This is a genomic window from Paraburkholderia sp. GAS448 (assembly GCF_050435685.1).
Taxonomy (GTDB): Bacteria; Pseudomonadota; Gammaproteobacteria; order Burkholderiales; family Burkholderiaceae; genus Paraburkholderia.
Genome location: NZ_JBNDKT010000005.1, coordinates 166,294 through 179,838, shown reverse-complemented (window position 1 = coordinate 179,838; position 13,545 = coordinate 166,294). Strand labels below are relative to the sequence as shown.

Annotated in this window: 14 protein-coding genes and 2 pseudogenes; 6 read left to right on the top strand and 10 right to left on the bottom strand. The window is 59.1% G+C overall.

The annotated features are described in order from the left end of the window. Positions 1–10 precede the first annotated feature (10 nt). The 7 genes from P3T23_RS12165 to P3T23_RS12135 form a co-directional block, all read right to left on the bottom strand. A complete protein-coding gene (locus P3T23_RS12165; RefSeq protein ID WP_429316410.1) occupies positions 11–715 on the bottom strand; it encodes a nitroreductase in 705 nt (234 codons plus the stop codon). Positions 716–799: 84 nt separating this feature from the next. Beyond that, positions 800–1,549: a TetR/AcrR family transcriptional regulator gene (locus tag P3T23_RS12160; RefSeq protein ID WP_429316409.1), complete on the bottom strand. Its 750-nt coding sequence runs from the start codon at positions 1,547–1,549 to the stop codon at positions 800–802. A gap of 200 nt (positions 1,550–1,749) precedes the next feature. Continuing rightward, entirely contained in the window at positions 1,750–2,859 is a 1,110-nt protein-coding gene (locus P3T23_RS12155; RefSeq protein ID WP_429316408.1) for a CaiB/BaiF CoA transferase family protein, read from the bottom strand. Between the two features lie 59 nt (positions 2,860–2,918). Next, positions 2,919–4,016 carry a thiolase C-terminal domain-containing protein gene (locus P3T23_RS12150; RefSeq protein ID WP_429316407.1) on the bottom strand — a complete coding sequence of 366 codons (1,098 nt, stop codon included), beginning with the start codon at positions 4,014–4,016 and terminating at the stop codon, positions 2,919–2,921. A 49-nt stretch (positions 4,017–4,065) separates the two neighbouring features. Beyond that, positions 4,066–4,479: a Zn-ribbon domain-containing OB-fold protein gene (locus P3T23_RS12145; RefSeq protein ID WP_429316406.1), complete on the bottom strand. Its 414-nt coding sequence runs from the start codon at positions 4,477–4,479 to the stop codon at positions 4,066–4,068. A 28-nt stretch (positions 4,480–4,507) separates the two neighbouring features. Next, entirely contained in the window at positions 4,508–6,085 is a 1,578-nt protein-coding gene (locus tag P3T23_RS12140; protein ID WP_429316405.1) for a class I adenylate-forming enzyme family protein, read from the bottom strand. Between the two features lie 18 nt (positions 6,086–6,103). Then, on the bottom strand, positions 6,104–6,565 hold the full coding sequence (locus P3T23_RS12135; protein WP_429316404.1) for a MaoC/PaaZ C-terminal domain-containing protein: 462 nt from the start codon (positions 6,563–6,565) through the stop codon (positions 6,104–6,106). A 382-nt stretch (positions 6,566–6,947) separates the two neighbouring features. Between P3T23_RS12135 and P3T23_RS12130 the strand changes: the two genes are divergently transcribed. From P3T23_RS12130 to P3T23_RS12110, 5 genes are all read left to right on the top strand, one after another. After that, positions 6,948–8,303 carry an MFS transporter gene (locus P3T23_RS12130; RefSeq protein WP_429316403.1) on the top strand — a complete coding sequence of 452 codons (1,356 nt, stop codon included), beginning with the start codon at positions 6,948–6,950 and terminating at the stop codon, positions 8,301–8,303. A gap of 234 nt (positions 8,304–8,537) precedes the next feature. After that, positions 8,538–9,104, top strand: coding sequence for a carboxymuconolactone decarboxylase family protein (locus tag P3T23_RS12125; RefSeq protein WP_429316402.1), 567 nt, complete (start codon positions 8,538–8,540; stop codon positions 9,102–9,104). Between the two features lie 43 nt (positions 9,105–9,147). Further along, the gene (locus P3T23_RS12120; protein WP_429316401.1) at positions 9,148–9,690 is read left to right on the top strand and encodes a 2,4'-dihydroxyacetophenone dioxygenase family protein; all 543 of its coding nucleotides are present in this window, start codon (positions 9,148–9,150) and stop codon (positions 9,688–9,690) included. Between the two features lie 124 nt (positions 9,691–9,814). Further along, positions 9,815–10,630 carry an alpha/beta fold hydrolase gene (locus P3T23_RS12115; protein WP_429316400.1) on the top strand — a complete coding sequence of 272 codons (816 nt, stop codon included), beginning with the start codon at positions 9,815–9,817 and terminating at the stop codon, positions 10,628–10,630. A 253-nt stretch (positions 10,631–10,883) separates the two neighbouring features. Beyond that, complete coding sequence (locus tag P3T23_RS12110; protein ID WP_429316399.1) at positions 10,884–11,660, top strand: enoyl-CoA hydratase/isomerase family protein; 777 nt, start codon at positions 10,884–10,886, stop codon at positions 11,658–11,660. Between the two features lie 187 nt (positions 11,661–11,847). On the opposite strand, the pseudogene P3T23_RS12105 reads toward P3T23_RS12110, so the two are convergent. Continuing rightward, a pseudogene (locus P3T23_RS12105) lies at positions 11,848–12,405 on the bottom strand (MMPL family transporter); the annotation flags it as partial. On the opposite strand from P3T23_RS12105, the gene P3T23_RS12100 reads away from it, so the two are divergent. Then, positions 12,384–12,707, top strand: coding sequence for a hypothetical protein (locus tag P3T23_RS12100; protein WP_429316398.1), 324 nt, complete (start codon positions 12,384–12,386; stop codon positions 12,705–12,707). The pseudogene P3T23_RS12105 and the gene P3T23_RS12100 sit on opposite strands and share 22 nt — an antisense overlap. Positions 12,708–12,881: 174 nt before the next feature. Here P3T23_RS12100 and P3T23_RS12095 read toward each other — a convergent pair. Next, positions 12,882–13,127: pseudogene (locus P3T23_RS12095) on the bottom strand (ABC transporter permease); the annotation flags it as partial. Positions 13,128–13,132: 5 nt separating this feature from the next. Further along, complete coding sequence (locus P3T23_RS12090) at positions 13,133–13,492, bottom strand: BON domain-containing protein (RefSeq protein WP_429316397.1); 360 nt, start codon at positions 13,490–13,492, stop codon at positions 13,133–13,135. Positions 13,493–13,545 lie beyond the last annotated feature (53 nt).

Sequence of the window (13,545 nt, the reverse complement as noted above, 5' to 3'; positions counted from 1 at the left end):
TAAACAGGACCTAGGCATGAACCCGGATAAATTCATCCGGTGCCGCGCGCTCTGTCACCAGCGCGTTTACCGGCGCGTCAGGATCTGCATATCCTATTGCCATTCCGCAAAACAACATCTCCTCCTCAGGAACAACGAGGAACCTGCTAACTGTCTTTGGAAAGAGACTCCAGCTTTCTTGAGGGCAGCTATCCAGCCCATTGGCTTTCAGCAGAAGCATTACAGTCTGGAGATACATTCCCAGGTCGACCCATTGTGGGCGTCCCATGTTACGGTCGATAAAACAAAATAGCGCGGCCGGCGCTCCAAAAAACTGAAAGTTGTCGCGAAAGCGCTGCCCCCGTGCCGCCTTTTGCTCGGCCCCAATGCCGAGCAGGCGATACATGTCCTCCCCTGCCCTGAATCGCCGGGTGCGGTACGGCTCGCCGAGCGACTTTGGATAAACATCGTAATCAAGGGTATCCTCGCGAAACGAATCCAGTGTCCGCGCTGCCATCACCTGCTTCAGATCGACGAGTCGCTGGCCGACCACCAGATGAATCCTCCATGGCTGGAGATTGCCGCCCGATGGCGCCCGCGCGGCCTGAACCAGAATATCTCGCAGAAGATCCTTATCTACCGATTGCGCCAGGAACGCACGAATCGATCTGCGTTGCGCAACTGCCTCTGAAACACTGTATGTGGATGCGGCGCCTGCGTTTACTGCCTCTTTCATTACCAACTCCTCCCGACTAGTTGATGTCGTGCGGCATGGATACGACTTGAAAGGGCAGAACGAAGGGAGTCGAAAACTTCCGTTCTAGGCCTGCCCCGGGCTTGGGGCGCCAGACAGCTCCAAACCACGAAAAAGTACAGTGACCAACGTATCGGCCATTGACGCAACTGAGGCAGGGTCGTCTACTGCCGAGCCATAGACCGCCTGCAAAAGAGCGCCAATACTGAACGTAAGTGCACAGGCGCCCACAATGATGTTGGTTACCTCATGCACCGGAAGTCGGCGGACCAATCCTGCTTGCATCGCCTCCTCGATCGCATCATTGAAGACTTGATACCCTTGCGACATATAGATCTTTGCGAGCCATTTCAGTCGAGGTGTGCTTTGCATGCCCTCATGTATCAAGATTCGATTGAGGTCTGGATCGGCCGCGTTACTCGAAACAAACGTCCGAATCATGATCTTCAGTCGGGTTAGGGGATCAACGTCCGCCAGATTCAAGAATTGCCCGATCGGGAAAACCGCACCCCGCTTCCTCATGATATGGTCGATCGCCGCCTCCCAGAGCTTTAGCTTGCTGCCAAAGTGATAGTGAACCATCGACTGAGTCAGGCCAGCCTTCGTCGCAACGTTTCCCGTGCTAACCGCGTCGTATCCATGCTGCGCAAACAGCGCGACGGCCGCAGCGATCAACCGGTCTCGTGGGGCCATCTCCTCAAGCGGCTCAACAGCCTTTTCCTTTGTCTTACCAACATTCCTTCCAGGCTTGCGAATCACGCCGAACCCCCTCTGTAAAGTATCTGGAACGGGCTGCAACTCGTCTGTTTGCAACACGAACGTAATACTCTACCTGAGGCTGACCCGGGCACAACAGGAACCGGACGCAGGCGCACGACCTCCTGTCGCCCCGCAACTCTGGGCACTCCACTCATCAGGCAACGCCGCGCTTCCGTGATCCGGCTGCAGTCTCGTCCGCCAAAGCGCCGTCAATCTCAACGCTCTGGATTCGCGCGAAATCGCGTTACAACCCGTGGTCAGGAGACAAACCCTTCGAAAGATGCAATGCCAAGCGGTGCCAGATCTACAGGTCGAACCGGTAACTCGCCAGTCGAAAACTGTGGTGTCGGAGCTGGCTGCACAATCCCTCCCTCCTCGACGAAAACCCGCCGCTCTACCAGATGCCGATGCCGCTGTGCTTCCGAAAGCGTAAGAACCGGTGCGTAGCAAACGTCAGTGCCTTCGAGTATCGCGGTCCACTCATCTCTCGTCTTCCGCCGAAAGAGCTCTTCCATGTCTGCATGTAGTGCCGCCCAGTTCTCCCGGCGCTCCCGCTCACTGGCAGCCACCGACGACTTCAAACCGGTTAGTTCACACAGCTTCTGAAAGAATGCAGGTTCAAGAGGGCCGATAGACACGTGGCGACCGTCCGCACACTCGTAGGTCCGGTAGTACGGCGCGCCGCCGTCGAACACGTTTGCTTCCCGCTCTTCGCGCCACTCGCCCTCTGAGGTCTTTTCCATGATCGCCGTCATCAACGACACTGATCCGTCGCACATCGCGGCATCAATCACGTCACCAAGGCCAGTGCGTTGAGCAGCAATAATTGCGGCCAACATGCCCATGATCAGATAGAGCGCCCCGCCCGCAAAGTCGCCCCAAACGTTAAGTGGGGGTATCGGCCGCTCCTTCGAGCCGATCGCAGCCAGCGCGCCGGTGATCGCGATGTAATTGATATCATGCGCCGCAGAGTCCGCCAGCGGTCCTCTTTGCCCCCAACCGGTGAGTCTTCCATACACAAGCTTCGGGTTGCGCGCGAGCAGTTCCGCTGGACCCAGTCCAACGCGCTCCATGACGCCTGGTCGGTACGCCTCGATCAACCCGTCCGCTTGATCAGTCAACTCCATGACTCGGGCAACGTCGACCGGAGACTTGAGGTTCGCTCGAACTCGGCGCCGACCGCGCACCGCAATTGGACTTTCCGGCTCATCTGTAGAGTCTGGACGTTCGATGCGAACGATCTCCGCGCCCAAATCGGCAAGCAGCATCGACGCAAATGGTGCTGCTCCCATACCGGCAAACTCAATCAGGCGAATACCTTTGAGCGGCCCCACCAAAGGTGGATTCCGGTCTGCAAATGAATTCATTTTCATCTCCTGCATTGGCGTCAAGGCAGCCGCCAACCGACCCTGTCGCTCACACAATCTCAGGGCCGCGTTCTACTGAATACAATCGTCCCACTCGTGTAGAACATGCCGCCTACTCCATGTGCAACGGATATTTCCACGCTGGGCACTTGTGCCGACGCGATACCCCTGACCTGCCGGATCGACTCCTGCAGTGCATACATTCCATACATACCCGAGTGCATGTAACTCAATCCGCCTCCATTGGTATTGACAGGGAGTCGCCCGCCAGGGGCAGTGTTCCCCTCTCTGATGAAGCTTGCCGCCTCTCCAGGCTCGCAAAAACCGAGGTCTTCCAGTCCGTAGAGGGGAAGGTGCGCAAAGGCGTCGTAGAGCATCAGATGATCCACGTCGGCGTGACTGATGCCCGCCTCTGCGAACGCATCACGGCTTGCACGCCGGAACGCAGCCGATGTCGTGAAGTCCTCCATCTGGCTGATCATCGGTGTCTCGCAGCTCTCCCCGGTGCCAGCAATGTAGACCGGGCGCTCATGCAAGTCCGCAGCCCTGTCGGCGCCCGTCAATACAATAGCTCCGCCGCCGTCGCTGACGACACAGCACATCAGCAAACGGAAGGGGTAGACGATGATCCTGGACGCAAGAACGTCTTCAACCGTAATCGGATCTTTCTGGCTCGCGCGCGGATTGAGCGCGGCCCATTGTCGTTGGACCACTGCGACCGACGCCAGCGCGGACTCGTCTAAACCGTAACGCTTCAGGTAGCGCAGCACCGGAATCGAAAACATGGTCGGCGGAATGGTAGTGCCGTAAGGTGTCTCGAACTGCTGCAGCAGGCTACCCGGGACAGGTACCGGGAAGCCCGTGGGCGCAACGCGCGAACGTCCGCTTTCACCATGTGTCACAAGCACAGTACGGCACAGACCCGATTCAATTGCTGCCATCGCGTGACGAAGATGGAGCATGAATGAGCAGCCGCCGACACCGGTTCCATCGATCCACCGTGGCGTGATTCCAAGGTAGTGTGCGACCGTCTCGGGCGGCTCGCCGGCAGTTGCAATCCCGTCGATATCGGAGGGACGCAGGCCAGCATCCGCAAGCGCATTCAATGCGGCGTCAGCATGCAGCTGAATCTGCGACATCTCGGGTACTTTTCCCATTCGGGAACTTTCCGCCGCCCCTACGACAGCTACAGAACGTCGAGCCATCTTATGCCTCCACGAGCGTGAACAGAGGTAGCGTAATGTCCTCGTTCTGCTTCACGAAGACTACTTGCACCGGGGCATCCAGTTGAAGTGTATCGGGCTCCTGCGGACACCCGACGATATTCGTCATGAGCCGAGGCCCTTCCTCGAGCTCGACGACAGCGATCGAATATGGCGGAGTGAAACCGGGAGCAGGGAGATGCGAAATTGCATAGCTGTACAAGGTACCGCGACCACTTGCACGCCTTACCGAAACCGAACGACTGGCACAACGCGGACAAAACGGTCGTGGCGGAAAATAGGTATGTGCACAATCATCGCAAACTTGAATCCTCAACTCGCCGAGTCGCGTACCTTCCCAGAAGTGCGCAGTCTCCGGCGTGGGTACTGGCAATGGACGTGAAGTTTCCGTTTTCATCTGTTTCCTATCCAGTTCTGTAGCTTGATTACAGGCCACGGAGTTGGTCGTTTGCTGCCAGTTCTCTCAACTCGACCTTCCGAACTTTCCCGCTTGCAGTCAGCGGAAAACGCTCCACGCGGAAATATCTGACTGGAACCTTGTAACTCGACAGCCTTTCGCGGCAATGCCGATCCAGCTCAGCCACAGAGAGTCCGTCCTCTCCCACAATCGCAGCCGCTACGATCTCGCCGTAATACGCATCCTTGATTCCAAAGACCGCGACCTGCTCTACTCCACGAAATGCTGTGAGTACACGCTCAATTTCCGCTGGATAGATGTTCTCGCCGCCACGGATAATCATGTCCTTGAGGCGACCGCCACTTACGACGAGCATCGTGTCCTCTCTCAGGAAGCCAATATCCCCCGTCTTGACCCAGCCGTCATCCGAGAACGTTGCCTTCGTCTCTTCGGGCATGTCGAAGTACCCGCGCATCGCATAGGGCGTGCTAATCTGGATTTCACCAGAGACGCCGGGTAATACCTCAAGTCCCGTGTTTGGATCAACGATGCGAATACGATATCCGTTCAGGCTTTTCCCGCAGTTATCGAATCGGTCGGGGTCGCTGGGATCGCCACACGCGGCGACCGCGCTGACTTCGGACAATCCATAGATCTGGACGATCCCCGGGATCAAATCCTCTGCGCAGCGGCGTAGAATCCCCGTGTCAACATCCATGCCTCCGCAGGTTCCGACCCGCAGGGATGAAAGGTCATACGAGGCTCGATCCGGATGGTCAAGCAGCGCGCTCAGGGTAGTCGGCACGGCAATGTGCACGGTCGCCCTCTCGGACTCAATGATTTCAAGCATGCTGACCGCGTTGAATGCACCCTGGCCGATATACGTGGCCCCGCTGGACAGACATCCAGGCACTGCCGTGCAATAAGACGCACTGTGAAACATCGGCACGACGCATGTGATCCTGTCGTCGCTCCGAATTCCGAGGCGCTCAAAGCTCAATGTACCCTGTGCCATCACCGCCTCGTGCGTGAGCACCGCGCCCTTGGGGTAGCCGGTTGTGCCCGACGTATAGATGATGACCGCCGCGGAGCTGGGCGCGACGTCTGGGAGCGTCCTGTCGCTGGCGATTCCGATCTGGCGCAATGCGTCAAGACTTAAGCAGCCGGATTCGTCACCATCAAGAACGACCGTAAGGCCTACGTCGGGAAGCTTCTGCCGGGCGTGCGAGAACACGGCAAGATATGACTTCGAGCGGAACGATTTAGACAACGCAATCGCCTTTGCGCCCGATTGCCGGAGCGCATAGACGAGCTCTTCTTCACCAAAATACGTATTGACCGGAACGAGGATCAATCCTGCACGAGCCGCCGCAAGGCAGGTGATCAGCCAGGCCGTCGAATTCTGCGACCACAACGCCAACCGGTCACCGGGCTCGAGCCCACTCTCGAGCAGGCCCTTTCCAACCTGCGTTGCGTAAGTATCCCAATCCTCGAAGGTCAGTCGTTCACCTTCGAGCGGAAACGACACGGCAAGCGAATGCCCTGCGTCCCGAGCGCGCCTCGCAAGCGCGTCGCTGACCGTGCCAAATGTCTCCAGTCCGCTCATTCTCACGTCTCCGTTCGATCAGGCCGGCCGACCGGCCATCAGCAACGCCTGGTCATAGGTCAGAACAACCTCATCACGCTGGTTGACGACTTTGACCTCCATCGCGACGACACCCCGGTCACCCTTGCTCGAGGCCCGAGCATCAGTGACTTTGACCGAGGTAAAGATCGTGTCGCCGAAGCGCACGGGATTGGAAAAGCGGACCTTGTCCAATCCCAGAAAACCGATCGTCGTGCCAACGAAAAGCGCAGTCTGATTGATCTGGCCCGAGGTGACAGCCAAGGTAAGCAGCCCGTGCGCGATTCGCTCACCAAAGATGCCCTTTTCCGCCGCCACAGCATTGACGTGCACCGGATTGAAGTCTCCCGAGAGCCCGGCAAACAGGCCCACGTCACCACTCTCAATCGTACGTGGCGCGGTGTCGATCACCTCACCTACCTCAAAGTCTTGCCAGTATCTGGCAAATCGTCCTGCAGCCATCTATCCATCTCCTTTCTCACCATAACCGCGCGTTCGCGGCAAACGACCACCTGCTGGGTCAGCTTTGCGACGCACGCTGCGTCGACAAGACACAGCATAGTCGGAACGAGAAAAAACAAATAGGTCTATTTGTTAAGTAGATACACCTATTTATCACCTCCGCGATCGATGCGAATGTGCGCGTCGGGGCTCGTTCGCTGGCGGCTACAGTCGCATCGCGCCTGGACCAGGCGAAAAGCGCGCCGGGGCAGTCGGCGGATGTTAAGCCGTTGCTGACTATTGAATGCGGCGGCCCTTTACTTTCAGCTCCGGCTTTCGTCGATGTCACGTCAAGCCGCCCGATACAAGCAGTTGCAGTTGCAGATGGAGATGGAGATGACCTATGTATAAGGCAGACGCGACGGTGGATGGATCAACGCTGGAGGATCACTCTCGAAGCGATCCCGTAAGCATCATCCGCACCAGCCCCATGGGGAAATTTCAGGTCGCGTTGATGGTCGTGCTGTTTTGCTTGTACGCCCTGGACGGATACGATCTCCTTGCCGTAGCGTTCGCGCTGCCGGGGATTCGCAGTGACCTCAAGCTCCCGCCAGACATCCTCGGCGTCCTCGCCTCTGTCGGTCTCATTGGTAGCGGCGCAGGGGCCTTCCTGATTGCGCCGCTAAGCGATCGCCTCGGCAGGCGGCCGATCATGCTTGCCAGCCTTGTCCTTGCCGGCAGCGGGATGGTTATATGCACGATGGCCCACGGTTACGTCGCGCTTATCCTCGGGCGATCTGTCACGGGTCTGGGTGTCGGCGCCTTGTTGCCCGGCATCACTGCGTTGGCTGCGGAGTACTCAAATGATCGGGTACGGAACAGCGTAACAGTCCTTATCACCGTTGGCTTTTCAGTCGGGGGACTGGTGGGTGGTAACTTCGCAGCTGCGCTTTTGTCTCATTGGACGTGGCGCTCGGTGTTCCTGAGTGGCTCAATCGGCACTTTCTTCGCGGTCGGCATCGCAGCGATGATTGTGCCCGAATCAATTGAATTCATCGCCGCCACTCGTCCAGTCAACGCACTCGCACGAATAAACTCAGTTCTCGGCAGAATGGGAAAGCAACCCATTCCACAGATCGAATCAAGGCAGATCACCGCTTCAAAAGCTACGATCGTTCCACTCTTCAAGGCGGATCTGTTGGTGACCACCGCTGCTGTAACACTGACGTATGCGTTGCATGGCGCCACCTTTTACTACTGTCTAAACTGGTTGTCCAAGATCGCAACGGACATTGGATATTCGGCCGCGGGGGCAGCACATGCTCTGGCGTGGAACAGCGGCGGCGGACTCATCGGTGCCTTGCTCGCCGCGCTACTCGCTACCCGCATCCGGATCCAGTCGCTTATAGTCGTCGCGCTGGTTGCCAGCACCGTCGCGCTGCTCTCACTCGCTACCATTCATCGTATGTCAGATGAGTTTCTGTTTGCGAGCGGGCTACTGGGTGTAGCGCTGTATTGCGGCCAATCGAGCCTGTACGCATACATGATGCGAGCATTTCCCACGAGAGTTCGCGCCTCCGGTGCCGGCTTCGTCACCGGCGTCGGACGATTCGGAGGGATCGCCTCGCCGACTATCTCTGGATTCCTGTTTGCATCGGGTCTGAGTAACGCTCAGGTAAGCACGATGATGGCGCTGGGTTCATCCTGCGGGGCAGCGATTCTTGTGTGCTACCACACCTTCTGGCACAAGCGCCGGTAACGAAATCATATTCCCGGACGGTGAGAGCACCCATTTTTCTCCGGAGCGCCGGCTCGGAGCCGACCTTTCTCAATGTGCCGGTGCTTTCTGACGCAGACTGACATCAGGCGTGGCGGGCGCATTAGACGTCCTATGCCCGCCAGGAATGGATGTTATGTGCCTGGAAGGTCTTCTGCCAGCGCGACGCCGCGCGCATCATTTGCATACCACGAATTTCCCGTTTGGGAGAAGATCATGAGCACTTTCCCGTCGTACACGATCGAAACCGCACCGGCCGCTTCGAAACCCGCGTTGGAAGACGCAAAGAAGACCTTTGGTTTTGTGCCGAATCTCCAGTCTCACATGGCAGAATCGCCCGAGCTTCTTGCCGGCTACTCCGCCCTCTGGGACCTCTTTGCGAGGAGCACGCTTACCCCGCATGAGCAGCAGGTCGTCTACCTGACCTCGAACTTCGAAAACAATTGCCATTACTGCATGGCCGGCCATTCGGCACTTGCCCGGATGATCAAGATGGATCCCGCTGTCATCGCTGCGCTGCGCGCAGGAGCGCCTCTGCCTGATCCGAAGCTTGAAGCCCTGCATCGCTTTACGACGATTGTCGTGCGCGAACGCGGCTTTGCCTCTGACGCAGATGTCGAGGCATTTCTCGCCGCCGGCTTCACGCGCCAGAACGTGCTCGAAGTGATACTTGGAGTTGCCACGAAGGTCATGAGCAACTATACGAATCACATCGTACATACCCAGTACGACCCGTTCATGAAGGGCAACGAGTGGACGACGCCGGTAAAGTCCGCCGCCTGACCTGTGTCCTCGGTGCATCGATATCTTTTGGAGGTCGCGTAACATGACCAGCACAACTGCAAGAAAGCCTGATGAGCTTGCTATCCCTTATCAGTTGCCTCAACCCCCTGACATGTCACCCGACATCGTGCATTTGGGCATTCTCGACAAATGGCTGGAGGACGATAACCTCTGGGTGCCGATGACGCCGACTGTTTCGTTCAAGCCGCTGCTTCTCAGCGCCAGCCAGGGCTACTACGTCAATCTGCTTAGAGTGCGCCAGTCCGGTGTGCTCTCGCGCCACCGCCATACCGGGCCTGTGCACGCGATCGTTCTGAGAGGCCGATGGTATTACCTCGAGCACGACTGGGTTGCGGAGCAGGGTGGCTACGCACACGAGCCTGCAGGCGAGACGCACACCTTGTACGTGCCCGAAGACGTAAAAGAGATGATCACATGGTTCCACGTCACGGGCGGGTACACCTATGTCGATCCCCAAGGCACAGCAGTGGGATACGAAGATGTGTTCACGAAAATCGAAGCGGCTCGCAGGCATTACGAAGCGATCGGCCTCGGCGCCGACTACGTAAAGCAGTTCATTCGCTAAGCGTATTCGTTACGTCCGAATTTTCGGATGCCACGAAAGCACGAAGAAGGATGTGCCCTGTGCGCGGCGGCGGCCGCGCACCTCGATCGCCCGGCACCACGGGCCGCAACGGAGGATTTTCATCATGGAACGACGAACTGTTGACGTGGCCGGCGTACCGGCCAGCTACCTGAACGCCGGTGACCCGGCAGGCCCCGTCTTGTTGTTGCTGCACGGCACCTATTGGAGCCGGGTATGGCAGCCGGTGCTCGACGACCTGGCCGCCGCCGGATTACGCCCCATCGCGGTAGATTTCCCTGGCTCCGGCCGCTCGGGTGGAGAGCTGACCATTGCGGATGCCTCGATTCCCGCTTTGGCGGCCTGGCTGCCGCAGTTTCTCGATGCGCTCGGTATCGCGGGACCGGTGGGCGTTGCAGGACATGACATTGGCGGGGGCATTGCGCAGCAGGTGCTCGTCGATGGGAAGATAGAGGTCAGCAAGCTCGCGCTCGTCAATGCAGTGATGTTCGATTCGTGGCCGGTGCCCGGCGTTGCCCGGTTCCGCGATCCGGCGGTGGCCGCTGCGACGACGACGGAGGATATCCTTGCTGCCCGTCGCAAGTCAGTCCTCATGGCACTGGCGAGGCCAGCAACGGAAAGCGAAGTGGCCGAGTATCTCGAACCCTGGACGGACCCGCGCGTTGCACGGTCGTGGCTCGCCTTAGCCGGTGCGGCGGACAATCGTTACACGATGGAGTTGTTGCCGCGCCTTCGCGCGTCGCAGACGCCAAAGCTGCTCGTCTGGGGCGAAGACGACAGCTTCCAGCTCGTCGAGCACGCGGAGCGCTTCGCCAAAGAGATCCCGAACACGCAGCTTGTCCGGATTCCCAAGGCGGGCCACATTCCTATGGAAAATGACGCTGTCGCAGTGGCTCGTGCGTTGGCCGGGTTCTTCATCTGACGCAAAGTAACAGGCAGGAACGGTTGTCGCTCGCCGGTCCTTTTGCAGCTCGCGGATGGGGCTCATGCAAGGTTCGGCAAGGTACTTGCCAGCTCGGCGTCTGGTCAATTGCGTGCGTGCTTCGAAAGCGAGCCTGCGAGCCCTCGTGTTACTCCAGGGGGCTTAGTGAGAAGCCCTTCCATAGTATCTAATGAAATCGGCCTGCTGCAGACTGGCGAGGCCAATGCAGTACGTTCGGACATAGGAGAACATCATGCAAACGACTCTGGACAACTATTTCACTGCCTACCGCAGCCTGAAGATGACACGGGATGTGGACGGCGTGCTGGTCGTGCAATTCCATAGCGATGGAGGCCCGCTCACTTTCACGGCGGAGGCCCACACGGACGTTGTCGATGCCTTCTACCGGATTTCTCAGGATCGGGCGAACAAGATCGTCATCCTCACGGGTGCAGGTGGGGACTTCATGACCGGGGTTGACTGGGCGTCTTTCAAGGACGTCTCCGATCCCGACGTCTGGAGCCAGATCCATGACGAAGGCGTTCAGGTCCTGGAAAACATCGCCAATATACGCGTGCCAGTCATCGCGGCCATCGAGGGGCGTGCCCATATCCACTCGGAGTATGTTCTGCTGGCCAACGTCATCGTGGCGGCAGAAGGCGCATCCTTTCACGACATGGGCCACTATGCTGCGGGTGTCGTGCCTGGCGACGGTATCTTTACCACCTGGAGCTATCGCGCGGGAGCGGGGCGGGCGGAAGCTTTCCTGCTCAACGCGCAGCCGATTACGGCGGCTGTCGCACGCGAGTGGGGAGTGGTTGCAGAGGTCGTGCCAGACGGCCAGGCGCTTGGCCGCGCACAGGAATTGGCGAGGCAGTATTTGAAAGCGTCCGAAGTGGCACGCCGCAACACGCGCATACACTTTATTTGGCCCTTGAAGCAACGCATCGTGCAGGAAGTTGGCTATGGGTTGTCGCTCGAAGGCGCCTCCGCAGCCGCACTTGTGAAAGCAATGCAGGCGAAGAGCTGACCGCTACGAGTGGCTCTTCCCGATTTGCGGAAATCCGGAAGAGCGAGTGCGTCGTCGGGCATCGTTGCGGCGCACATGCTCAGGCCCGGGATCGTTTTGAACGGCAAAGCCTCGCCGGATAAGGATGTGATCCAACGACGGTACGGCGGCAACCGCCCGCGCAGGCCAAACATTAACGGGCACCGCCTTATCGCGACAAGCTGCCTCGTTTTCCAGGCGTCCCTTCCAGGGCCTTCGTTGCTCGATCCGCGCGGGGTCTGCCCATCAATACGGGCTGGAACACCACAGCGCTGGTCAACGTGCAGACGAGCGACAGCGCGAGCAGCCGTCCCATGCTCGACGTGCCCGGATGGTGCGACAGCCAAAGGCTCCCGAACGCGGTGGCGGTGGTGGCTGCGCTGAACATCACGGCATGTGTGAGGCTCGACTCCAGCAGTCTTGTCTGCCCGCGGCGCCAGGCCATCACGAAGTAGATCTTGAACGCGACGCCGACGCCAAGCATCAGTGGCAGCGCAATGATGTTGGCGAAATTGAGCGGCATGTTAAGCACGACACTTAGCTCCAGCGTCACAATTGCCGACACCAGCAGCGGAATCACCGTGCGCATCACGTCGCCGAGCCGCCGCAGCGCAAGCCACAACAGGATCGTGATCGACAGCACGGCCCAGCCAGCCGCCTGCAGGAACGCCTTGATGATCGTGTCCGCCGAATGCAGGATCGATATTGGACCGCCTATGGCGCCCGGATGCCTTCAGCCGCCTGGAATGCGGCGACCTGCGTGCGTCGTTGAACATGTTGCAGTTGCATAAAGGCATGAGCCGGCTCACTGCATCGACCCAGGCCGCCGTCGGCAAGACGCTTGCTACCATTGCCGCCTATGCCGAAGATGAAGTGTCATCCGCCCATACCGTGGGAACCCTCGACGAGGCGGTATTGTCGATCGTCAGGTCGACAGACTCCGGCGATCACGAAGCCGCGATCGACCTCGTTGGGATACGCCTTGCCCTGTTTCCCGACGCGCCGCCGCCAGAGGACCGACGGGCTTAGATACTATGCAAGGGCGGCGAAAGCAAGCCCCCTGGAGTAAAACGAGGATTCGCAGACTCGTTTCTCGGGCTCTGTCACGTTGAATTGTTGATGGCGCAAAAGCCCAAACGACGCGGCTTTGCTTAGAAAGCGGACGGATTTTGGGCAAGCTCTGGACTGGCCGCGCCGCGCATGTCAGGCCATCTGGCTGAGCGTCTTGCGAAAGCGCATCAGCGAGAACGCGAACAGCACGCTGCCGATTACCGCGAGCCACAGGAGCGGCCGCCACACGACGCCGATGCCCGCGCCGCGATACAGGATCGCCTGGCCCAGTTCGACGAAGTGCGTGGTCGGCGCGGCGAGCATGATGTTCTGCACGAACAGCGGCATGCTTTCGCGCGGCGTGCTGCCGCCCGAAAGCATCTGCAACGGCAGCAGCACATGTTTCACTGCCCAACCGGCCGCACCATCAGTTGGTTGTTCACCGACGTCACGCCCGGCACGTCCTGCGCCGTGCGCAGCGCAAGGGCCACCTGCGACTGCTCCGGCACCCATCCCTGCAGCGTGACTACGCCATCGCGCGCGCGCACGGCAATCCCCGAGGCTGCCAGACCTTTCGTGCGGGTGAGCGCGCGCCGCACATTCTTTTGCAGTTGCCGGTTCGCGGCCCGCGCCGCGCTCGCGCCCGGAGCAGCGCTCGCGATCGGGGTCGAAGCCGCTTCGCTGCCGCCCTGTGCATGCGCATTAAGTGCCATCAGCGTGACGAGTGCGATACCGATATACCGTGCTACCTGAATCGATTGCATGTTTCCTTCTCCTCTTGTCTCTTGAAACAAATGTCAACCAGTTGCCGCCAGGC